Source organism: Flavicella marina (assembly GCF_009193215.1).
Lineage (GTDB): Bacteria > Bacteroidota > Bacteroidia > Flavobacteriales > Flavobacteriaceae > Flavicella > Flavicella marina.
On record NZ_VYVA01000001.1, the window covers coordinates 1,033,666 to 1,056,099 of the forward strand.

The 22,434-nt window shown below is 34.4% G+C and carries 19 protein-coding genes; 10 read left to right on the forward strand and 9 right to left on the reverse strand.

Annotated features, from left to right (window positions below; translation table 11 throughout):
• Positions 1–10: 10 nt before the first annotated feature.
• Positions 11–1,003, forward strand: a complete 993-nt coding sequence (locus F6P99_RS04215; RefSeq protein WP_152286178.1) for an acyl-ACP desaturase — start codon at positions 11–13, stop codon at positions 1,001–1,003.
• A 47-nt stretch (positions 1,004–1,050) separates the two neighbouring features.
• Here F6P99_RS04215 and F6P99_RS04220 read toward each other — a convergent pair whose 3' ends face one another.
• The 7 genes from F6P99_RS04220 to proB all read right to left on the reverse strand — a co-directional run bounded on the left by F6P99_RS04220 (position 1,051) and on the right by proB (position 8,188).
• A complete protein-coding gene (locus F6P99_RS04220; protein ID WP_152286179.1) occupies positions 1,051–2,256 on the reverse strand; it encodes a flavin monoamine oxidase family protein in 1,206 nt (401 codons plus the stop codon).
• Complete coding sequence (locus tag F6P99_RS04225; RefSeq protein ID WP_152286180.1) at positions 2,249–2,851, reverse strand: hypothetical protein; 603 nt, start codon at positions 2,849–2,851, stop codon at positions 2,249–2,251. The genes F6P99_RS04220 and F6P99_RS04225 overlap by 8 nt, the downstream gene beginning before the upstream one ends.
• A gap of 51 nt (positions 2,852–2,902) precedes the next feature.
• Positions 2,903–3,781, reverse strand: coding sequence for an aldose 1-epimerase family protein (locus F6P99_RS04230; RefSeq protein WP_152286181.1), 879 nt, complete (start codon positions 3,779–3,781; stop codon positions 2,903–2,905).
• A 3-nt stretch (positions 3,782–3,784) separates the two neighbouring features.
• A complete protein-coding gene (locus F6P99_RS04235) occupies positions 3,785–4,570 on the reverse strand; it encodes an amidohydrolase (protein ID WP_152286182.1) in 786 nt (261 codons plus the stop codon).
• Positions 4,555–5,745, reverse strand: coding sequence for a methionine aminotransferase (locus F6P99_RS04240; protein ID WP_226913011.1), 1,191 nt, complete (start codon positions 5,743–5,745; stop codon positions 4,555–4,557). Before F6P99_RS04240 ends, F6P99_RS04235 begins: the two co-directional genes overlap by 16 nt.
• Before the next feature lie 75 nt (positions 5,746–5,820).
• The gene (locus F6P99_RS04245; protein WP_152286183.1) at positions 5,821–7,068 is read right to left on the reverse strand and encodes a glutamate-5-semialdehyde dehydrogenase; all 1,248 of its coding nucleotides are present in this window, start codon (positions 7,066–7,068) and stop codon (positions 5,821–5,823) included.
• A 46-nt stretch (positions 7,069–7,114) separates the two neighbouring features.
• On the reverse strand, positions 7,115–8,188 hold the full coding sequence (gene proB / locus F6P99_RS04250) for a glutamate 5-kinase (RefSeq protein ID WP_152286184.1): 1,074 nt from the start codon (positions 8,186–8,188) through the stop codon (positions 7,115–7,117).
• Between the two features lie 520 nt (positions 8,189–8,708).
• On the opposite strand from proB, the gene F6P99_RS04255 reads away from it, so the two are divergent.
• From F6P99_RS04255 to F6P99_RS04270, 4 genes are all read left to right on the forward strand, one after another.
• Positions 8,709–9,161, forward strand: coding sequence for a hypothetical protein (locus F6P99_RS04255; protein WP_152286185.1), 453 nt, complete (start codon positions 8,709–8,711; stop codon positions 9,159–9,161).
• A 79-nt stretch (positions 9,162–9,240) separates the two neighbouring features.
• Positions 9,241–10,536, forward strand: a complete 1,296-nt coding sequence (locus F6P99_RS04260) for an agmatinase family protein (protein WP_226913012.1) — start codon at positions 9,241–9,243, stop codon at positions 10,534–10,536.
• Between the two features lie 14 nt (positions 10,537–10,550).
• Positions 10,551–11,357: a peptidylprolyl isomerase gene (locus tag F6P99_RS04265; RefSeq protein ID WP_152286186.1), complete on the forward strand. Its 807-nt coding sequence runs from the start codon at positions 10,551–10,553 to the stop codon at positions 11,355–11,357.
• Positions 11,358–11,359: 2 nt separating this feature from the next.
• Complete coding sequence (locus F6P99_RS04270) at positions 11,360–12,307, forward strand: HupE/UreJ family protein (RefSeq protein ID WP_152286187.1); 948 nt, start codon at positions 11,360–11,362, stop codon at positions 12,305–12,307.
• 13 nt (positions 12,308–12,320) lie between these two features.
• On the opposite strand, the gene F6P99_RS04275 is transcribed toward F6P99_RS04270, so the two are convergent.
• On the reverse strand, positions 12,321–13,361 hold the full coding sequence (locus tag F6P99_RS04275) for an endonuclease/exonuclease/phosphatase family protein (protein WP_152286188.1): 1,041 nt from the start codon (positions 13,359–13,361) through the stop codon (positions 12,321–12,323).
• 61 nt (positions 13,362–13,422) lie between these two features.
• On the opposite strand from F6P99_RS04275, the gene F6P99_RS04280 reads away from it, so the two are divergent.
• From F6P99_RS04280 to F6P99_RS04290, 3 genes are all read left to right on the forward strand, one after another.
• The gene (locus tag F6P99_RS04280) at positions 13,423–16,188 is read left to right on the forward strand and encodes a TonB-dependent receptor (RefSeq protein ID WP_152286189.1); all 2,766 of its coding nucleotides are present in this window, start codon (positions 13,423–13,425) and stop codon (positions 16,186–16,188) included.
• A gap of 9 nt (positions 16,189–16,197) precedes the next feature.
• The gene (locus F6P99_RS04285; protein WP_152286190.1) at positions 16,198–18,234 is read left to right on the forward strand and encodes a DUF5689 domain-containing protein; all 2,037 of its coding nucleotides are present in this window, start codon (positions 16,198–16,200) and stop codon (positions 18,232–18,234) included.
• Between the two features lie 296 nt (positions 18,235–18,530).
• Entirely contained in the window at positions 18,531–18,869 is a 339-nt protein-coding gene (locus F6P99_RS04290) for a hypothetical protein (protein ID WP_152286191.1), read from the forward strand.
• 41 nt (positions 18,870–18,910) lie between these two features.
• Here the strand turns inward: F6P99_RS04290 and F6P99_RS04295 are convergent, their stop codons facing one another.
• Entirely contained in the window at positions 18,911–19,852 is a 942-nt protein-coding gene (locus F6P99_RS04295) for an endonuclease/exonuclease/phosphatase family protein (RefSeq protein ID WP_152286192.1), read from the reverse strand.
• Positions 19,853–19,986: 134 nt separating this feature from the next.
• On the opposite strand from F6P99_RS04295, the gene hflX reads away from it, so the two are divergent.
• Positions 19,987–21,198 (forward strand): GTPase HflX, encoded by a 1,212-nt coding sequence (hflX, locus tag F6P99_RS04300; RefSeq protein WP_152286193.1) that lies wholly within the window; start codon positions 19,987–19,989, stop codon positions 21,196–21,198.
• 44 nt (positions 21,199–21,242) lie between these two features.
• Positions 21,243–22,427 carry a hypothetical protein gene (locus F6P99_RS04305; RefSeq protein ID WP_152286194.1) on the forward strand — a complete coding sequence of 395 codons (1,185 nt, stop codon included), beginning with the start codon at positions 21,243–21,245 and terminating at the stop codon, positions 22,425–22,427.
• The last annotated feature ends 7 nt before the right edge of the window (positions 22,428–22,434 follow it).

Here is a 22,434-nt window from a genome sequence, read left to right on the forward strand (position 1 = left end):
AAAACACACTATGTCACTACACAACGTACGTAAAGAAGTTATGTTAACTTTAGAGAAAGATATCGAAACTACCTTTGGTAAGTTTTTGATTGCTCCTGAAGAAATATGGCAACCTACTGATTTTTTACCAAATCCTCAATCGGATAACTTTATTGATGAGATCAAAGAAATTAGAGAATTGTCAAAAGAATTGGATGATGACTTTTGGATTTCGTTGGTAGGAGATATGATTACTGAAGAGGCGTTACCTACGTATGAGTCTTGGTTGTTAGATTTAGATGGTGTAGATCAGCATGGAGAAGAAAAAGGTTGGTCTAGCTGGATTCGTCGTTGGACAGCAGAAGAAAATCGTCATGGTGATGTTTTAAATAAATACATCTACCTATCAGGTCGTGTAAATATGCGTGAGGTAGAAATTACAACGCAACATTTAGTAGCTGATGGTTTCGATATTGGAACGGCTAGAGATCCGTATAAAACATTTGTTTACACGAGTTTTCAAGAGTTGGCAACCTACGTTTCGCATAACAACGTGGCAAAAATTGCGCGTAAAGCCGGAATGAAAGGGTTGGCGAAAATGTCAAAAATTATTGCTGGAGACGAAATGAGACATCATTTGGCGTATGTTGAGTTTATTCGTCAGATTTTTGCAGTAGACCCATCAGAAATGATGGTTGCATATTGTGATATGATGAAGCATAAAATTGAAATGCCTGCCATGTATTTGAGAGAATCATACGAGAAAAAAGCTTCTTTGTTTGATAAATTTTCTGATGTAGCACAAAGAGCAGGAGTCTATACAGCTTTTGATTATATCGATATTCTTGAGAAATTAAACAAAGCTTGGGCGATTGATAAGTTTACAGGATTAACTCCTGAAGCAGATAAAGCTAGAACTTACTTGATGCGTTTACCAGATAGAATGAGAAGAATTGCAGAACGAATTACGGTTCCAGATACAGATTATAAATTCAAATGGATGCAACCGTTGGTTGTGAAATAATAAAAAAATCCCTAACCAAATCGGTTTGGGATTTTTATTTTAAGTTGTTAGGTTAACATAGTTTCAACGGCAAAATATCCCGACTCACAGGCACCATCAACCGTGGATTGATTGTCTATTGATATTGCTTCTCCTGCAAAGTATACTTTATTTTCAATCGGATTTGAAATAGTATTCTTAATAGCGTTTTCATCTCCGTCAAATTCAGAAGCATAAGAACCTAAAATATAGGGTTCTTTAGACCAGTTTTGAATCACATGGTTGAGGTAATGTTTACTTGCTTTTCCATCAAATACTTCATCTAGTTCCGCTAAAATGTAAGCAATGATTTCTTGATCTGAGCCAAGACTTGTATATGGAGTAGCGTTGTATTGGACGCAGAAAAAACCTAAAATATTTTTTGTAGTGTTTTTTCTAAAGGCGGCATCGTAATAGATTTTTTCACTCGAATCACTTAATAAAGCACCTACACCACCGAATAATAGAATATCAGGATAAAACTTTTCTGAAAATTCTATAAATACTTTAATCCCATCTCCCATAGTAATACTATTAATGGCATTAGTTTTGTCTGAGGGTAGTTTAGGGGTAAATTCAATTAGGTCGGATTTTAGCACATTAATTGGTGTAGTAATTAGAATCTTATCTGCTTCGTAAACCGTAGTGTTGTTTACAGTTGCCGTCACTTTTTGACTTTGATAGTTTATGTTGGTCACTGGTGAGTTAACTCTTATTTTGGGTAAAATATCTGGGACGATAAATTGTTCAAAAAAGCCAAACCAAGAGGTGTTTTTAAATTTGTGCTCGCTGTAATAATTACTTCCGAAATTAATACTTGAAAGCTTACCGCTGTTGTAAGTTTTAATCGATTGAGGGTTGTATACGATAAAATCTAATGTTGCATCAATTTCTGGGTTGTTAATGATTTCTGCAAGTACAGATGGTGATTGATGAATCCATTCTGCCCCAAGATCAATAGGGAAATTTGCTAAAGAAGTATTGCGTTTTGTTCTACCGCCATAAGTAGAATTAGCTTCAAGAATTTCGAAATCTACACCGTATCTGTGTAACAAATATCCTGCGGCTAAACCCGCAGCACCTGCCCCCACAATAAGTACTTTTCCAGAAAAATTTGTTTCGAAAACAGGGAAATCAATCCCTTCATCTGAAGTACAAGAATCTAAAAATAAGTTGATCAATGGTAGACCGATACCAAGAGCTAAACTTTTTTTAATGAATTCTTTTCTATTCATCGTTTTTGTTTTTAAAGTTAAACGAGATTCCTATTTCTGCTCCAAAAAATGCAGAATTTACTTCTTGAGCGGTGATTTTTTTTCCATAAAATAGTGATATATAATAGCCAATAAATGTTTTTCTGTTTTTTTCGAAACCGATGTTGATTGTTGGAATAAACGAATTTAAGGTACGCGTGTTATAAGTGATTGTTCCGTCTGATAGACTCAATGTACCATCAGTATTTTGTAGGCTGTTTAAGTAGCCTGCAGAAAGACCAATTTTTGGGTGGATGGCATGATTTTGCTTGTACCATCTGTAAACTAAATTTGCGTCTAGCGAATAATTTTTTTGAATATTCGGATTAACAAAGTAGCCTATTCTGGGGGTGATACTAAGAGTATGGCTTCTATTTTCATTACGTTTCGTTTTTTCTAACCAGTGTTTGATGAGAATATTTGTTCCAATTCTTGCCCCATATTGAGTACCATAGGGAGCAAAGTAGCCCACTTGTATAGTATATTTTTTTTCTTGATTTGGAATGACTTTTTCTTGTGCAAAACTACTTGTCATTAACAGTATCGTTACCCAAAATGAGAGCCAGTAGTTTTTCATGGTGAAAGTAATGAAGGTTGATTAAATATAAGAAATTTTTAGGTAGTTATGTTAGAGATGAATCTCAATACTGTACGATGCAAGGTGCTTTTCTTTCGGCCGCAACTTGGTAATGGCTTCTTTTTCTTCAATTTTTTGCGATGCACTGATACTATCTGCATAGCCTTGCCAAGGTTCAATACAAATAAATGGGGCATTGGCTTTAGACCAAATACCAAGATAAGGGAAATCGGCAAATTCTACGGTCAATAAGAGGCCTTCCGTTTCGTTTCGCAAGGTTACTTTCTTTGAGTTAAGGTTTTTGAAAACCAAGGCATCTTTTTCAAATGAATTTTTGTGTAATGCGAGTGATTTTGTTTTGTTCAAAACAGGTGTTGTTGTGTTGTCGAATAGGCCGTCTTTACTCAGATTCCAAGTTTCATCTGTTTCTTCTTGTTCGAATACAATGCTACAAGAATCATAGCTTTCATTTTCGTTTTGTAAAGAACAATTAAAAGCTGGGTGTTCTCCTATTGAAAAATACATGGTCGAATTACCCAAGTTCACTACTTCATGCACAATAATTATTTTGTTTTTTATCAATTCGTAACTGGTAGTGAATTCAAATTGATAGGGGTAAACCTTTAATGTTTTTTCTGTATGAGTGTGACGATAAGTGATTTTCGAATCCGTTTTTTCAATCAGAGAAATTTCATTACTTCTCCTAAAAAATCCATGTTGGTTTTGTGAATAGGCTTTGTTGTTCACATAAAATATGTCGTCCTTCAAACGCCCGACAAACGGAAATAAAATTGGAGCTTGACCACCCCAATAATTAGCATCACCACACCATAAATATTCTTTGTTGTTTTTGACTGAGCGAATACTTGATAGTTCAGCTCCAATATCGTTAATTGAAATTTGTAGGTGGTTGTTTTTGAGGTTTTGCATGTTTTACGAATTTTTAAAAGTAAAAATATCTCGATCGTTTAAAAATTTGAAATCTTTTCGATTGGCTAATATCTCTGCCTTGTATAAGGTCGTAGAGATGATATCTTCTATCGCCAAAGTTGATTTTTTTATTACGTTTCCTTGTGGATTAATTATTTGAGAATGGCCGATATATTCCAAACCATTTTCGTCTGATCCAATTCTGTTTACGCCAACGGTATAGCAGATATTTTCTATGGCTCTGGCTTTTAACAATACGTCCCAAGCAGTTATTCTGGTGGAAGGCCAGTTTGCTACATATAGGGCAATGTCATAATCTTCTAGGTTTCTTGACCATGCGGGAAAACGTAAGTCGTAGCAGATAAATGGTGCTATTTTCCAACCTTTATAATTGATGATAATCTTTTCGGTACCTGATGTATAATGGTTGTGCTCACCTGCATGAGAGAACAGATGTTTTTTGTCGTAACAAACCATTTTTCCATTAGGTTCAATAAAAATAAATCGGTTGTAAAAGCGATTGTTTTCTTCGATAATCAAACTACCACCTAGGGCTATATTCTTTGATTTTGCAGTTTTTTTCATCCAATTTACCGAAATCCCTTCCATGGTTTCAGAAATTTGTTGCGGTTCCATTACAAATCCCGTACTAAACATTTCAGGCAGAAAAACGAGGTCGGTATCTTCTGATAGAGTTCGAATCTTATGTTCGATGTTTTCTAAGTTTTCATGAATGTTTTGCCAAATAGTATCTGATTGAATAAGGCTTAGTTTTAATTGATCTTGCATAGTATTTCAGCGGCTTTTTCTAAAGTTACATCTTTTTTAGCAAAGCAAAATCGAAGTACTTTAGTTTGAGTTGTATCAGTGTTAAACGGAGCTAAAGGAATTGCGGCAATTTTGTGCTCTTTGACAAGTCTTAGCGCATAATCCATATCATTTTCATCACTCAAATTTGAGTAATCTAAAGATTGAAAATAGGTTCCTTGGGTTGGAGTAAATGTAAATTTTGAGTCTTTAATTGCGTTGATAAATTTGTCTCTTTTGGTTTGATAGAAAGCATTCAAATCGAGATAATCATCCGATTTGTTTAAATAATTTGCCAATGCAATTTGAGACGGGTGATGTACACTAAAAACATTGTATTGATGCACCTTTCTAAACTCGTGCATTAATTCATTTGGTGCTATACAATAACCAATTTTCCATCCTGTTATATGATAGGTTTTACCAAATGACGCACAGATAATTGCTCTTTTTTTTAATTCAGGGTATAAACATGCACTTTGGTGTTTTTGATCATCGAAAATGATATGCTCGTAAACATCATCACATAAAAGAAGAATTGAAGTGTTTTTCATGAGTTCTTCTAATGCCAACATATCGCTCTTATTTAATAGCGTTCCTGTTGGGTTGTTAGGACTGTTGATAATGATCATTTTTGTTTTTGGGGTGATTTGCTTTGCAAAAGCTTCCCAGTCTATTTTATAGGCAGGTGCTTCTAGTTGAAACAATACAGGAACACCTCCGTTTACCTTAATAGCAGGTTCGTAACAGTCGTATGCTGGTTTTAAGACAATGACTTCATCATTGGTTTTTACAAAAGCAGATATGGCTGTGTAAATTGCTTGTGTAGCTCCTGCTGTCACTGTAATTTCTGATTCGGGACAATAATTTTGCTGATAGCAGCGCTGGATTTTTGTTGCAATCGTATCTCTCAAAATAGGAGCACCGGCCATAGGTGCATATTGATCGTACGAGTTTTCAAGAGCTTTTTTAGTTTCTTCCAATAATAGTTTAGGACTGTCAAAATCAGGAAAACCTTGTGATAAATTCAGAGCATTATTTTCTTTAGCTAGACGACTCATTGTAGTAAAAATGGTGGTTTTTACATCGGGTAGTTTTGAAGTGTGTTCGTCTAAGAAAAAATGCATCGTTTTATTCGTAAAGATAGCAGTTTTCATTTTTTATAATAGTAGTTATAAAAAAAATACCCGCAATAAATTTGCGGGTATTGGTATGAATAAAGTCTGTTTGTCTTAACTTCTAATTTGGCCATTTCCTCGAACGATCCACTTGTAGGTTGTAATTTCTTCCAGAGCCATCGGTCCTCTAGCGTGTAGTTTTTGTGTACTGATACCAATTTCAGCTCCTAAACCAAACTGAGCTCCATCTGTAAAAGCGGTAGAACTATTTGCATAGACAGCTGCTGCGTCTACACTGTTTAAGTATTGCTCGATAATGGCTTCGTCTTCAGCAACAATTGCCTCACTATGTTTAGAGCTGTATTCTGCAATATGACTAGTCGCTTCTTCTAAACTCTGTACTGTTTTTATAGACATTTTATTCGCTAAAAACTCAGTTCCGAAATGTGATTCGTCTGCTAAATTTAATAAATTTTCTGGATATTTATCTTTTATAGTTTCGAAAGCTTTTTCATCTGCAAAAATTTCAGTTTCTTTTGCTATCAAGGCATTTGTAATGGTCGGTAAATCTTGCAATCTATTTTCATGAATCAACAAACAATCTAATGCGTTACAAACACTAACCCTTCTTGTTTTCGCGTTAACAACGATGTTTTTACCTTTTTCAATATCACCTGTTGCATCAAAGTATGTGTGAACAATTCCGGCCCCAGTCTCGATTACCGGTACTTTCGCATTGTCACGTACAAAATTAATCAGTCCTTGACTCCCTCTAGGAATAATTAAATCTACATATTCGGTTGCTGTTAACATGTCGGCCGTAGCTTGACGATCGGTAGGTAGTAAAGTAACTACATCAGTGTTCACATTGTGTTTCTCTAAAACCTCTTTGATAAGGCCTACAATTACTTTGTTAGAGAACTCAGCGTCACTACCACCTTTTAAGATACAAGCATTTTGTGTTTTAAAGCATAAAGAGAAAACATCAAAAGATACATTTGGACGTGCTTCGTAAATGATGCCAATAACACCCATTGGCACTCTTACTTTTGAAATTTCTAGTCCGTTTTCTAATTCTTTTTTTGAAAGAATTTCTCCAACAGAACTTGTCAAATTTGCAACGTTGATAATATCTTGAGCGATACCGTTGATTCTTTCTTCTGACAATAACAAACGATCGTATTTAGGATCGTTTTTGTCCATTCTATCCAAATCTTTTTGGTTTTCGATTAAAATAGTTGCAGTTCTTTCTTTTGCCAAAGCAGCAATTTCTAATAGAATGCTGTTAATTTTTTCGGCTGATAATGAAAGCAATTCTCTACTTGCTTTGTTTACAGCTTTAAATGTATCTTGTGTATTCATTATTGTTTTTTTTCAAAGATTACTCTTTGTATTAGATTGTTGGAAATTAATGTAGCACTAAATAATTATAATGGATCAATGCTGTGTGAGAACGTTCACCGATGTATTTTTTTGCTTCATCAGAGCCGTAAGCCACTTTTCCTAATGCGATGTTGTTTTTTTCTTCATCAACAATTTTGATGACGTCTCCTTTTTTAAAAGAGCCTTCAATAGCTACTACCCCTACGGGAAGTAAGCTTGATGCATTTGAAGATAATAAAGCTTCTTTAGCTCCTTTGTTTATTACAATTCTTGCTTCTGAAAAGTCACCTGCTTGCGCAACCCATTTTTTTATTGGTGAAGTAGTTTGACTTTCAGCTTTAAAAAATGTCCCTGTTTCTTTTTTCAACAAAGCAGCAATGACATTGTCTTTAGTACCATTTCCGATGTAAACATCGATACCCAAAGACGCAATTTTTTTTGCAGTATTTGCCTTGCTAAGCATTCCACCACGGCCAAATTCAGACTTGGTATCCGATACAGCATCTTCTAAATCAACAGTCTCGTCAATGTATTCTTTGATAAGTTTTGCTCCAGGTTCATTTGGGTGGGCTGTAAAAATACCATCTACATTAGACAACAAAATCAAACTTTCAGCAGACACCATTGACGCAACCAATCCTGAGAGTTCATCGTTGTCGGTAAACATCAATTCGGTTATCGAAACCACATCGTTTTCATTGATAATTGGCGTTACATTACTTTTTAAAAGCGCGTCCAAACAATTTTTTATGTTTAAGTAATGCTGACGTGTTCTAAAGGATTCTTTTGTAACCAAAACTTGCGAACAAATTAATTCGTGCTTTAAGAATTCTTCATTGTAGATTTTCATTAATTCGATTTGCCCAATTGAAGATAACACTTGACGTTTGCTAATTGTATCAAGCGTATCTATTGAGGTCGCAATGGTTCTACCAGCGGCAACTGCACCTGATGAAACTAAAATAATTTCAAATCCTGCTTGTTTTAATTCGGCAATTTGATTTACAATATGTGCAATACGTTTCTTGTCTGGCAAACCAGAAGAAAGTGTTAGCACATTTGAGCCAATTTTTACCAATATTTTTTTTGCAGATTCCATGCGTTGCGTTTCCTAAAAAAATGAAGTTACAAAAATACAAATTTGCGAGAGAACAGTTGTTGATTAATACAAAAATCAAAAAAAGGCTTTTATGTAAATAGTATAGTTGTTTTAAAGTCTGATACTATTTTATCCCATCAGATTATTATTTAAGTCGTATACTTTGAAAATTTCTCTGCCGTTCGAATATAAGGTGTATTTTACAGTTCCTACTTTTTTATTTGAACTATCATACAGTATATCTGTTTTTTTGAGTTTGGCTTGGTTTAAATTATCTTTATTTAAGGTTAGCTCAAAATGATATTCGTTTCCATGTGGAATGGTTGTTTCCTCTACGTTTGATTTACAGGCGAAATTTGCAAAGTCCTTAAATAGGTTGACTAAAAATTATACACTTTTATTTAAACTTTTGAGACAAATAAAAAACAACCCTGAGGAAAAAGAACTATTAAAAACACTAAATTAGCATGAAGGATCACTAAAAAAGCAAATTTATATGAATAAATTAACCCACTTTCTTTTGCATTTTGCGCTCGCATTCTTCTTTTCATTTAAGAGCTATGCCCAAGAAGAACCTGCTCACCACGAAAATCACTATCACTTTTCTGGCTTTGCAGGATTTACGGCAGACTATAAAGGTCAAAATGGTTATAAATTAGGTTTGGAATATGAGTACCGCCTAAATGATTACTTTGGTATTGGAGGCACTTTTGATTTTACAGGTGCGGATTTTCAGATTTTCGGATTATCTGCTGGGTTTAGCACTTACCCATTCAAAGTACCGTTAGTTCTTGCTTTGGGTGCTGGTGGTAAGCACAGTAACAACCACTGGAAATATTTTACGCGTGGTCTTGCTACATATGATTTTCACTTAGAAGATATCTCTATAGGTCCAATGATAATGTACGATGCATTTCCTAGTGAGAAAGATATCTTCACAATTGGCATGAGCATTGGATTTTCGTTAAAATAACAAACTCTCAGAATTGAATAACTTTTGATTCTCTCACAAAAATGAATTATTTTTATAAAACCATTATAAACCAAAGTTTATGAAAAGTACATTACTAAAACTTATGTTTTTTTCTCTGGCAGCAACATTCTTTCAAAGTTGCCAAGAAAAAACACAAAAAAACTCTAATGAAGTTGCTGAGTTAAAAAAACAACTTGAAAAAGCGAATGATCTGATTAAAGAATATCAAGATAGCTCGCGCATTATTCCGTTAAATAAAAAGGATCCAACTTTAGATATTTGGAATACATTTAGAGACGATTTACAAAAAGGTCGTGATCCTGGGCTAATAAATATTCAACGTTTTTATGGTGGTACACAGCCTATGGCAATGCCTACTTTCTTTCAGGCACCTATTGCTTTAACGCCTGAGGATTTAAAAGCAGGAGACGCAGATGTTGCCATTTTTGGAGGCTTAACTGATATGAGTTCTGGATTCAGAGGGGCATCCTCAGCTCCAAATGTAATTCGATCTAACACGTATGAATATGTACCTTGGGGTTCATTTGGTGCTTCACACATGGAAACCATGGTAAACCCTTTAACAGAGCTAACAATTGCAGATTATGGAAATGCTCCTGTTGATCCGTTAAGTACAGAACGATCAGTGCATGCCATTAGAGATTTTGTCAAACAAGTAGCTAGCGTTACCAGAAAAGATGGCACCCATGTAATCCCAATTATTGTAGGTGGTGATCACGCTCTAATGTATCCTGATGTTGCAGGTCTAGTTGATGTATATGGAAAAGGAAACGTAGGTGTTATACACTTTGACTCTCATTACGATGCCTCTAAAAATATGATGGGCCACTTAATTTCTCATGGTCAGCCGGTTTACAGACTTATTAGTGAAGGACTTGTTCCAGGTAAAAATTTCATTCAAATTGGATTGCATGGGTATTACCCAGACAAGGAGTCTTTTGAGTGGATGAGAGAGCAAGGATTTAGATACCACACCATGAATGAAATTGACAAGCGCGGTTGGGATGCGGTATTAGAAGATGCTATCCAAGAAGCAAAAGATGGTCCAAAATATCTTTTTGTCAGCTTTGATATTGATGTTATAGATCCGTCATTTACGCCAGGTACTGGAACACCTGAACCAGGAGGTATTACGAATAGACAAGCCTTTAACATTGTAAGAAGGCTTTGTGCTGAAAGTAATGTTGTAGGTTTCGAATTGGTAGAATTTCTACCTTATAAAGATCCAGGTTACACCACAGCGCTGAATTGCAATAGAATTTTAAGAGAGGCTCTTACTGGTATGGCCATGCGCAAAAAGGGAATAACATCGAAAAATTACCGAAGTGAACTTACCGAAGACGATGGTATTTAATTTCTCGTAACTAAATGAACAAATTTTTAAAAAACCCTTTATGGCTTTTTTTAGCCATAGGGGTTCTTCTTTTTACAGTAGATTATTTCATGTCTTCCGCCAAAGCGGAAAAGCAACTCATCAGCTTAACAGAACGAGATATAGATAAAATAATCGATACGTATGCAGGGGCCAATGGTGTTAAGCCAGACAGCATCACTCTACAAAAGCTTATTCAATTAGATATTGAAAATAGGCTTCTTTATGATTTAGGTATGGAATTGGGTCTTGACAAAAATGACCTATTGGTAAGAGATCGTGTTGCCCAACTTACAGAGCAATATGTGTTGGCTGGTGCCGATTTAAGTGATCCTGGAGATGATGTTTTACAACTATACCTTAAAGAAAATAAGGACCAATTCATTATTCCGGCTTATTATGAATTTAACCAATACTTTTTTGGCAATGACGAAAAAAAAGCTTCTCAACAAGCATTTTTTTTAAATTCAGAACGGGGTATTGAAGGCTTTAGAAATGAAGATGTACCTGTTAGGCAAAAAGGCAACATAAATAGAATTGCTGAACTATTCGGGGTATTGTTTGCTGGTGAACTGAATACGCATCAAGCGAATTGGATTGGCGTACTTAAATCGAATTTTGGTTATCATGTAGTACAAGTTCAGTACTATTCATCGCCTCATGATATAGATATAAAGAATATTGAAGAACGATTCATTGTCTTAAACAACTGGCGAAAACACAAACAGCAGGCATTTCTTGAAAACAAATTGGATGTCATTAAATCGTCATATACTATCCAAGTAGAAAATTTCAGTAATTGAATATGAGAAAATATCTGCTGTGCTTAATGTTCTTCAGCCTAATAAGTAGTGTTCTTTTTGCTCACGAAAAAACACCTGTATCGCTACAAGTCAAGGTCGATGGAGAAACAACTGAAATTTGTTTTAAAAGTCCTATTTTACGTAATGGCAAAAGTGCAATTGACATCCAAATACCTTCGGCCTGGCACATAGTTTCATTTCATGTTTCAGAAATTGATAACGTAGAAATTACCGATATAAGAATTGAAACACCCAGTTTTGACAAACCCATTGTATTTGAACGCCAAACAGGCATAAAGTCTGATTTGATTATAAACTTAAGTTACAATGGACAAATCAGCACTGAAATTCTTGAATTAAAAGCAACATCCTGGTACGTAAAGCAAGCGAGTTCGTTTGATACATTTATAGAGTTTATTACACTAGGTTTCAAGCATATTCTCATTGGAGCAGACCACCTGCTATTTGTTTTAGCATTATTTTTCTTGGTAAGTGGTCGTAAATTACTCTGGGCTATCACATCTTTTACCTTGGCACATAGCCTAACTTTGGCACTTTCTTCGTTTCATGTAATCAATCTCAATACGCAAGTTGTAGAAGCGCTTATTGCGTTCAGTATTCTTTTATTAGGTGTAGAGTTGCTCGAAGGAAACAAGAAAAACAAAGGACTTATTGTCATGACCTTTGTTTTCGGCTTACTTCATGGACTTGGTTTTGCCAATGTACTTTTCGGCATAGGTATGCCCAAAACTCAAATACCCATTTCACTTTTTGCATTTAATTTAGGCGTGGAGTTCGGCCAAATTGCCTTTATATTATCAGTTTTCTTTCTTTACAAGATTATTACCAAATTTGTAGAAAAACGAAAAGTTGCTGTAGCAGCAGCAATGATCATAGGCAGTATGGGAGCCTTTTGGTTTATTGATAGAACTTATTCAATTTTTTTTTGATAAAGGTAGGTGATTAATTTACCTTTTTTATCAAATAAATATAGACCGGGTAATGATCACTATAGCCATTGGTGAAAGCTCCATTTGAAAAACTTCTAAAGGGGTAGTTTTTATATTTTCCGGATTGCTGCGTTAAATATTGAGGATTGTAAATGTATGCTTTGTAAAACGAAAGCGTTTCCTTTTTTTTAGAGAGAAAATTGCCATTCAGTAATATTTGATCGAACAGATGAATATTATCACGATATCCCAAAGTACCAAGGCCTTTTTTATACAATATTTCATAGGGGTTAAAAAAGGTAGTGTCTGTCACTTTTTTCATGTTTTTTTCTGCTTGTAATACTTTTTTCAGGCTCGAATTTGTTGGGTTGTCGTTCAAATCTCCCATCAAAATAATTTTAGAATTGGAGTCGCTCTGTAAAAGGCTATCGCAAATTTTTTTATTTAAAAAAGCAGCTTTTTCTCGCAGTGAATTGCTTTTTTTCTCTCCGCCACGACGGGAAGGCCAGTGATTAACAACAACATGAATCAATTCGTTTTCTAAATATCCTGAAACTAGTAACTGGTCTCTGGTGTAAATTCGATAGCCGTTTTCAGACCATAATTTGAGTTCGTATGTGCTATGATGTATGGGGATAAATTTTTGTTTGTTGTATAACAAAGCAACATCAATACCTCTTTTGTCTGGAGAATTATGATGCACAATTTCATAAGGAAAATCAGCTAATTTTTCTGAAGCTATCAAGTCTTCAAGGACCGCTCGGTTTTCTATTTCTGCCACACCAATTATTGAGGGCGGAGCTTGAGTTTTTTCTGTTCCGATTTCTGAAATAACTCGAGACAGGTTATTTATTTTTTGCCAATAGACAGAAGAGCGATTGTTTTTTATTTCAAAAATAGGACTGGCTTCGTCGTTGGTATTTGGCTCGTTTATCGTATCAAATAAATTCTCAAGATTGTAAAAAGCGACGGTATGAATTTTATAAGTATGCCCTTGACTGAATGTTAGAAAACAAACAAAAACCATCAAAAGGGTAGCCGTTTTCAATTTCATAGTTTTTATTTAAAAGTAGTATATTTTTTGTAACTTACTAGTGCTATGAGTTTTATTTGTTATGAAAAAGAAAACAACTTCACGTATTTGTGAGGTGGTTTGTTGTTGTTTTATATCCATCTTGTTTGTTGAAATTCAAGCTCAAAACAAAGTAGTTTTGAGTGGTAAAATTGTGAAAGCAACTTCGAATACTCCTCTTGAAAATGTTTTGGTTTCAGTAAAGACGAATCCTAATATTTTCACTTATTCTAACCAAAAGGGTTACTTCTCTTTTGAAGTACCGGTCAATGCCATGCTTCATTTTTATACTGAAGGGTATGTAACGCAAGATTTTTCATTAAGTAATATCAGCAATGAAGAATTTTACCTTGGAACAATTGCGTTGTATGAAAAAAACAAACAAGAGATTTATGCCAATACATTGGTTTTATCGGATGATGAAATTGTAGATAATGATATTGGAGGGGCAAATGCTATTACGGGTTTGCTACAATCTTCGAAAGATGTTTTTATACGAACGGCAGCATTTAATTTCGGACAAGCACGATTTAAAATTAGGGGGTATGACAGTCGAGAAGGTGCGGTGTTGTTTAACTCGATTCGAATGAATAAAATTCAAACAGGGCGACCACAGTGGAGCAATTGGGGAGGGTTGAATGATGTGTTGAGAAATCTATCTTTTACAAATGGAATAGTACCTACCGAAACAAATTTTGGCTCAGTACTCGGCACAACCAATTTTAAAACCAATGCTTCAGAATACAGGCCAGGATCTAATTTTTCTATCGCAGGCAGTAATGGTAGTTATCGAGGTAGAATCATGGCGTCTCATTTTACTGGAGTTTTAAAGAATGATTGGGCTTTTGCTTTTTCCTTATCTAGTAGGTTTGCTAAAGAAGCTTCTAGAGAAGGCAGTAGCTACGACGCATATTCGGCCTTTTTGTCTGCAGAAAAAATACTCAATGCGCAACACAGAATTAATTTTACAGCGGTGTTTGCGTATAATCAAAGAGGAAAATCTTCAGCGAACACACAAGAAGTAATTGATTTGAAAGGAGTGGAGTACAATTCATATTGGGGGTATCAAAATGGCAATCAACGAAATTCAAGAGTTCAGACTGTGAATGAGCCATTCTTCCAGGTGAACCATTATTGGGAAATTACACAAAATACAAGAATACATACGGCGGCTATGTTTCAAATCGGTTCCATAAGCGCCAGCAGGTTAGGTTTTTCGAATGTAAACAGTCCTGATCCCAGTTACTATAAATATTTACCTAGTTACCAACTGCAGTTTGAAAATTTCGAAGCAGCTTACTTAACCGAACAAGACTTCAAAAATAATGGGCAAATAGATTGGTATTCTTTGTACGCTAGCAATAGTCTTACCAATACATCGGGTTATTATTTGTATAAAGATAAAGTTGATGATATGCAATTTTCTATGCGAACGAACTACCATCAATCAATTTCTAAAAGAATGAATATCGATGCTGCCTTAGGCTTTCGAAGATTGAAAAGTCATAATTATGCGAAAGTATTAGATGATTTGGGGGGATCAAGTTTTCTTGACATCGATGGTTTTGAATATGGCGATGCCGCGCAATCAGATTTAAATAATCGCGATAGAAAAATTGGGGTAGGAGATGCTTTTTCGTACAATTATGAAATTGATTTTTTAGAGGCAACCGCTTTCTTTCAGTTTCGATATGCTTTGAAAAAAATGGAAGTCGTTTCAGGTTTCGAATATGCATATACAACCTATCAAAGGAATGGAATGTATAAAAACGGGCGTTATCCAGAAACCTCTTTTGGAGTTTCGAATTTGTTGCCTTTTCATACATTCAGTTTTAAATCTAATGGGGTATATAAATTTTCAGGAAGACATGCTATTTATGCCAACATTGCTTTTATCTCTCGACCTCCGGTCTTAAAAAATATATATGCCAACATTCGTTTTAGTTCTATTGAGAATCTTACGATAAAAAGTGAAAAAATCAACACCATAGATGTCAGTTATCAATACAGATCTCCAAAGCTAAAAACCAGAGCTACTTTGTATTATACTTTATTTAAAGACGCGAGTGAAACTTCGTTTTTTTATGCCGAAGGATTGCGAGGGAATCATGCTGATTTTGTGGCACAAACGGTAACCGGAATCAATAAAAGACATGTAGGTTTGGAATTTGGATTGGATTATGAAATAAATTCAGAATTTTCAGTTTCAGGTGTCATGGCACTTGGTTCTTTTACTTATAATAACAATCCCAATTTAAATGTAGAATCTGATTTGTTTGATCGTAATGAAAGTGATTTCGGTTCGGTTTATTGGGAAGGAAAAAAAATAGGAGGTACACCACAAAGAGCTTACTCCATAGGTTTGAATTACAGAAATCCTTCTTATTGGTGGATAGGTTTAAATGGAAATGTGTTAACGCATCATTATTTGTCAATTTCTCCCATATTGAGAACATCAAATTTTTATTTAGACGAAGACAAGGTTCCTTTTTTAAACCCTGCAACAAATCAACCGGTAAAAAAATCTGACGTAGAATCACTTTTAAAACAAGAACGTTTTAAAAATTTGTTTTTGCTAAATGCAGTGGGTGGAAAATCTTGGAAGTTTAATACCCATTATCTGGGCTTGTTTTTAAGTATAAATAATTTGCTAGGTGTTGTGTACAAAACAGGTGGTTACGAGCAAGCTCGAAATGCGAATTATCAAGAGCTATCTGCAGAAAAACAATTGAATACACCGTTATTTGGGCCGAAATATTGGTATCAAAATGGATCCAGTTACTATGTGATTTTGTCTTATAGAATTTAATATTTGGCTATGAAAAAAAATCTCGTTTTCGTTTTTTTAATGTTAGTGGCATGTAACAGCAATCAACGATATTCTTTACCTGAAATTAATTGTGAGGGGACAGCTATATCAAGTACGCATACCATTGCTCAGGTAAAAGAAATGTCGGGCTTTGGAATTGAAAATTTTACAAGTGACATAATTATTTCTGGTTACGTAGTTTCAAATGATGCTTCAGGAAATATATATAAAACTTTAATTCTTCAAGATAATTTCGAGCAACCGACTTCGGCCATTGAGATTTTAGTAGATGAAACAAATTTATACAGTGTTTTTCCTGTAGGGAGAAAAGTGTTTCTGAAATTAAATGGATTGTCTATTGGCTACCAAAGAGGAATGTTGGTGATTGGAAAAGTTAGCAATACTACGATTGAACGAATTCCTAGAACTCAAATTTTCAATCATTTTGTAAGAGGTTGTGAAACAGAAAAAATAATTCCAAAACCAATATTGATTTCTGATATTGATGATACGTTAGTGGGTATGTATGTTTCGATACAAAATGCACAATTTCATTCGCAAGAAATGGGTTTTTCCTTTGGCGAAATAAATGGAACCGAATCAGTAGAAAGAATAGTAGTACAATATTCTGAAGAATGTGCAGCGTTGGGTGAGATTCGGATGCCTATAAGTGGATATTCTGATTTCAAAAGAACGGATATTCCAGCTGGTAATGGAAACATAAGTGGAGTATTGACGAAGTATTTTTCTGAATACCAATTGCTGATAAACGATGTTTCCGATCTTCAATTCGATACGCAAAGGTGTGATGCTGTTGAAGTATCGCAAGCGACGATTTCTTTTGAGGCATTGAATGCGATGTATGATAATTCGATAGTTGAGCTTGGGACAGAAACCACCTATATTTTTGAAGGCTATGTGATTTCTTCTGATCAGCAAGGTAGTTTTAAGAATAGATTGGTACTACAGGATGCTGCGGAAAACCCTAAAGGAGGTTTGCAAGTAATGATAGAGAAAGAAAATAGTTTTGAAGCGTATGAAATAGGGCATCGAGTTTTTGTGAAATTAAACAGATTATACCTCGATAAAATTGATGGTGTGTTGTCAGTAGGTGTTTATAAAAACAATTCAATTGCTGAAATTAACGAAGCAGACATAGCAGAATATGTATACAATACTAGAGAACAATTTGACATAATTCCGATGCAAAAGACACTTGATGAGTTGTATCTTGATGAATTTCAAAATATGTTGGTGTCGGTCGCAGAGGTACAGTTAACACCCAATGAATTAGGGAAAGCTTTTGCATATTATTCAGGTACAGAAAATGCTACTCGATATTTAATGCATTGTAATTTTCCATATGAGTTGGCAATTGAAACCTCTGGTGAGACAACTTTTGCAAATGAAAAATTTCCTACAACAAAAGGTCAGGTAATTGGTGTTGTTTCTGGCGAGAAAGGAGCTGTAAAAATGAAATTGCGTTTTTATGAAGATGTAAAATTTCTTGAAGATTATCAAATTTGTGAACGCGAGACTCCTAAATTATTGATTACAGAAGTTGCAGATCCTGAGAACAATATAGGTGCTAGATTTGTAGAGCTATACAATGCAGGAAACAATCCTGTTTATTTAAAAAAATGGTCACTTAAGAAATATTTAAACGGAGCAATGATTGCTAGTGGTAGTGGAATTGATTTGTCTCAAGAAATAATTCCTTCCAAAGGTTTTTTGGTCATTGCAAATACGGCTTTTTCTCAAGTGTTTGATCAAAATGAGAGCATTGAGACTTCATATATATCAGGAAATGGAGATGATGTGTATGTATTGTTTGACAATCAAAATCAAATTCATGATGTTTTTGGAGAAATTGGTGTCGATGGCAGTACTACAAATTGGGAATATACCGATGGGAGAGCAGTTCGAAAATTAAATGTTGCACAACCAAATGCTGTTTTTGATGTTTCAGAATGGGAAGTATATTCAAAAATCAACGGGGAATTACAATTAGCGCCTGAAAACTTCGCTCCTTTTAGTAGAAACTGATGCATGTTTTTAATAAAAAATCATTGGTTCTTAACATGCGCTTAACAGCTCTAAAGGTTCCAAATTTTTATTTTCTCATTATTCTTTTAAAAATATACAAAAGTGAAAAATATAAACTTTTCAAATTAGGATTGTAAAAAATCTATGGTGCATTTTTGCTAATGTGTCAATGTAATATTTTGGTTAACAAAACTGGTTGCTAAAGTTCTTTTAACGCAAAGCCTAAGTTTTGTTGAAATCCTTTTTTAGATGTTTTCTTTGAAGTGAAGTTATCTTTGTAAAAGAAAATAAAAATTATGAAAAAATTTATTTTAGTAATGTTCGCCCTAGTTTTAGGAACCGTTGTAACGATTGCAGCAAACCCTAAAACAATGACTGTTAAAGAAAAGTTAAGAAGTGAAATCGAAAGATTATTAGATCATCCTAATTTTTTAGAAGACGAAACTATTATCTCAGCAAAAGTCGAGTTTTTGGTAAACAAAAATGGAGAAATTGTTGTGCTTATGGTAGATTCAGAAAATGAACGTATCAATGAATACATCAAATCAAGATTAAACTACCAATCGGTGGCAGAGTCTTCAGAGGAGATGAATAACAAAAAGTATTCGATTCCGGTAAAAGTAGTTAGAAAGTAAGCAATCCTTAAAGCCCAAGTAAAAATATATCTTGGGCTTTTTTATGCCTTTTTGTCAAGTAAAATATAGACTGGGAAATGATCGCTGTATCCACCTTGATAATATTTTCCTGAATAAGTTCTAAAAGGTTCTGACTTGTGCCTTCCTCTAGGGTTCGTTAAAAATTCAGGATTAAAAATTGCCGACTCTTTGTATGTTAGCGTGTTATTTTTAGACTCAAAAAAAGCATTCGATAAAATTATCTGGTCAAAAAGCATCCATTTTCCATAAAATTTTGATGCTCCTTGGTTGTTTAGGTATAAATCTAAACTCGGGTTTTTGAAATCCTTAGTGACTAAATGATGTTGAATGCTATCGTCATTTGGGTTGTCGTTAAAATCTCCCATAATGATGATTTTTGCATTTGTCTCATCGAGTTCTTTTATTTCTTTGTGAAGCAGGGTTGCTATTTCAATTCTTTTCAAACGAGTTTCGTCAAAACCAGATCGTTTAGAGGGCCAGTGATTTACATAAAGATGGACGATTTCACCTTCCAATAGTCCTTTTACATAAAGAATATCACGTGTATAATCTCGAACGTCGTTTGCATCGTTGATAAGAACCGGAATGGCTTTCGAATCTAATACTTCAAAAAAATCTTTGTTGTATAACAGTGCAGTATCGATACCACGCTCGTCAGGTGAATCGTAATGGATAAAATCATACGGTAAGTATTGTAGACTGTCCGATTTTAATAAATCTTCTAAAACTTTCTTGTTTTCTACTTCAGCTAACCCAATACAAATAGGTGGCAATTGACACTGAAGCTCACCGATTCGCGCAATGGCTCGCCCTATTTTTTCAAGTTTTAGTTGGTATCGATAGGTACCCCATTTTTTTTTGCCTTTGGGAGTGAAGTCTTTGTCGAGTGTATCGACAGAATCTTCGCAATCAAATAGGTTTTCAACATTATAAAAGGCAATCGCAATAGGAGATGCAAGCATGTATTTGGGTTATATGAGAAACGACTAAAGTACATATTTTAGGCTAGCAAACGCTTATTTTTACAGAATTAAAAGCCAATAGGGAAGTTCAGAAAATAACAGGTGCTCTTTTACAAAAATTGTACATTTGCAATATGATTGATAAGAAAAAAGTAACTTCAGAAAAAACCGTGTTGATTGGTGTTGTAACCCAGCATCAAGATGAAGTAAAGGCAAAAGAGTTTTTAGATGAATTAGAATTTTTGGTGAAAACTGCAGGGGGAGTTTCTGTGAAGAGATTTGTTCAGAATGTAGAAAAGCCACATCCAAAAACTTTTATAGGAAGCGGAAAGTTAGAAGAAGTAAAAAGATATATAGATAGCAATCACATTGGAACGGCAGTTTTTGATGATGAATTATCACCTGCTCAATTGAGAAATATTGAAAAAGTATTGGATTGTAAAATTTTAGATCGTACAAATTTGATACTTGATATTTTTGCTCAACGAGCACAAACTAGCTATGCACGTACGCAAGTGGCATTGGCACAATGTCAATATTTACTACCAAGACTAACAAAACTATGGACCCACTTAGATAAGCAAAAAGGGGGTATTGGTTTGCGTGGTCCTGGAGAAACAGAGATTGAAACCGATAGACGTATTGTACGAGATCAAATATCTGTCTTAAAAAAGAAACTGGTTACCATCGATAAGCAGATGGCAATTCAAAGAAAAAACAGAGGTCAGTTAGTGCGTGTTGCTCTTGTAGGTTACACAAACGTTGGGAAATCTACCTTGATGAATGTAGTGAGTAAGTCTGATGTTTTTGCCGAAAATAAATTGTTTGCAACACTAGATACCACAGTACGAAAAGTGGTGATAAAAAATTTACCGTTTTTAATGACAGATACGGTTGGGTTTATTCGAAAACTACCTACTCAGTTGGTAGAATCTTTTAAGTCAACTTTAGATGAGGTACGTGAAGCAGATTTCTTGTTGCATGTGGTAGATATTTCTCATAAAAATTTTGAAGATCATATAGAATCGGTAAATAAAATTTTGGGAGAAATCGAAAGTGCTGATAAACCTGTGATGATGGTTTTTAATATGATCGATGCTTACGAACATGAAACCATCGATGAAGATGATTTGGTAACCGAAAAAACCAAAGCACATTATACTTTAGAAGAGTTGAAAAAATCTTGGATGTCGAAGATGGAGAATAATTGTGTTTTTATCTCGGCATTGCATAAACAAAATTTAGAAGATTTTAAATCAAGAGTTTACGAAGAGGTCAAGAAAATCCATATCAAACGTTTTCCGTATAATAGTTTCTTGTACGATGAATACACAGAAGAAGGCTAGTTTTTGGCATATTATTTGAAATCAGATTCTAAAAAAATCTAACTATGAAAAAAATTACACTTATTTTTTTGTGTACACTTTTGTTTGTCGACTGTGGCAGTTTGAAAAAGACAGAGAGAGCATTGAATTCTGGAAATTATGACCAGGCTATTTCAATTGCTGTAGAAAAATTACAGACCAATAAACACAAGAAAAAAAAACAAGAATATATTCTCATGCTTGAGAATGCATATGCCAAGGCTGTAACTCGAGATAAAGAAAGGATTTCTTTTTTAAGTTTAGAAAACAACCCAGAGAACAAAGGCTTGATATACGAAACGTATCTTCGTTTGTATGATCGACAAGAAATGATTAAACCTTTGCTGCCATTGCAAATTCTTGAAGAAGGTAGAACGGCGAAATTTGTTTTTGAAAATTACGATTCCAAAATAATTACTGTAAAAGAAGAATATTCAGATTTTTTATATTCCAAAGGAAAGTATTTGATTGAATATGCAGAGAGCAAGAATGATTATCGTGTGGCTTTTGATGAATTGAATTATCTAAATTCAATGAATCCAAATTATTTGAATACAAATGCCTTGATTAATGATGCGCACCGATTGGGGATTGATTATGTTTTTGTGAGTTTGCAAAATAAAACACAAATGGTGATTCCGAAACGATTAGAGTCAGATTTGTTAAATTTTGGAACGTATGGTTTGAATGATTTATGGGTTGCTTACCACAATCATCTAGTTGAGGGGCAACAATACGATTACGAATTGGTGGTAGAGTTTAGAGACATTGCTATTTCACCAGAGCAAGTAAAAGAAAAAGAATTCATTAAAGAAAAGCAGATAAAGGATGGTTTTGAGTATTTGCTAGATGAAAATGGTGATCAAGTTCGAAATGAAAAAGGTGAAAAAATAAAAGTAGACAAACTAAAAAAAGTAACTTTTTATTACAACGAATTTACACAGTTTAAAAGTGTTTTGGTTAGTGGAAATGTAACATATAGAAATGTGCGCACCGGACAACTTTTACAGTCATTTCCTTTAAAAAGCGAATATGTATTCAATCATATATATGCAAAGGGTACAGGAGATAAAAGAGCATTGTCTACCGATTTATCCGGCTATTTAAAAGCTAGAGCGGTAAAGTTTCCTTCGAATGAACAAATGGTTTATGATTCAGGAGAAGATGTAAAAAATCAATTAAAGCAAATACTAACGAGTTATAAATTCTAAGTATTAT

Bases quoted from the DNA above. Each gene is read 5' to 3' on its own strand.
- F6P99_RS04225 (WP_152286180.1), bottom strand. From the start codon at position 2,851: ATGAAAAACTACTGGCTCTCATTTTGGGTAACGATACTGTTAATGACA.
- F6P99_RS04215 (WP_152286178.1), top strand. From the start codon at position 11: ATGTCACTACACAACGTACGTAAAGAAGTTATGTTAACTTTAGAGAAA.
- F6P99_RS04285 (WP_152286190.1), top strand. From the start codon at position 16,198: ATGAAAAAAAATCTCGTTTTCGTTTTTTTAATGTTAGTGGCATGTAAC.
- F6P99_RS04305 (WP_152286194.1), top strand. From the start codon at position 21,243: ATGAAAAAAATTACACTTATTTTTTTGTGTACACTTTTGTTTGTCGAC.
- F6P99_RS04290 (WP_152286191.1), top strand. From the start codon at position 18,531: ATGAAAAAATTTATTTTAGTAATGTTCGCCCTAGTTTTAGGAACCGTT.
- F6P99_RS04265 (WP_152286186.1), top strand. From the start codon at position 10,551: ATGAACAAATTTTTAAAAAACCCTTTATGGCTTTTTTTAGCCATAGGG.
- F6P99_RS04235 (WP_152286182.1), bottom strand. From the start codon at position 4,570: ATGCAAGATCAATTAAAACTAAGCCTTATTCAATCAGATACTATTTGG.
- F6P99_RS04230 (WP_152286181.1), bottom strand. From the start codon at position 3,781: ATGCAAAACCTCAAAAACAACCACCTACAAATTTCAATTAACGATATT.
- F6P99_RS04260 (WP_226913012.1), top strand. From the start codon at position 9,241: ATGAAAAGTACATTACTAAAACTTATGTTTTTTTCTCTGGCAGCAACA.
- F6P99_RS04270 (WP_152286187.1), top strand. From the start codon at position 11,360: ATGAGAAAATATCTGCTGTGCTTAATGTTCTTCAGCCTAATAAGTAGT.
- F6P99_RS04275 (WP_152286188.1), bottom strand. From the start codon at position 13,361: ATGAAATTGAAAACGGCTACCCTTTTGATGGTTTTTGTTTGTTTTCTA.
- F6P99_RS04280 (WP_152286189.1), top strand. From the start codon at position 13,423: ATGAAAAAGAAAACAACTTCACGTATTTGTGAGGTGGTTTGTTGTTGT.
- hflX (WP_152286193.1), top strand. From the start codon at position 19,987: ATGATTGATAAGAAAAAAGTAACTTCAGAAAAAACCGTGTTGATTGGT.
- F6P99_RS04220 (WP_152286179.1), bottom strand. From the start codon at position 2,256: ATGAATAGAAAAGAATTCATTAAAAAAAGTTTAGCTCTTGGTATCGGT.
- F6P99_RS04295 (WP_152286192.1), bottom strand. From the start codon at position 19,852: ATGCTTGCATCTCCTATTGCGATTGCCTTTTATAATGTTGAAAACCTA.
- F6P99_RS04240 (WP_226913011.1), bottom strand. From the start codon at position 5,745: ATGAAAACTGCTATCTTTACGAATAAAACGATGCATTTTTTCTTAGAC.
- proB (WP_152286184.1), bottom strand. From the start codon at position 8,188: ATGGAATCTGCAAAAAAAATATTGGTAAAAATTGGCTCAAATGTGCTA.
- F6P99_RS04245 (WP_152286183.1), bottom strand. From the start codon at position 7,068: ATGAATACACAAGATACATTTAAAGCTGTAAACAAAGCAAGTAGAGAA.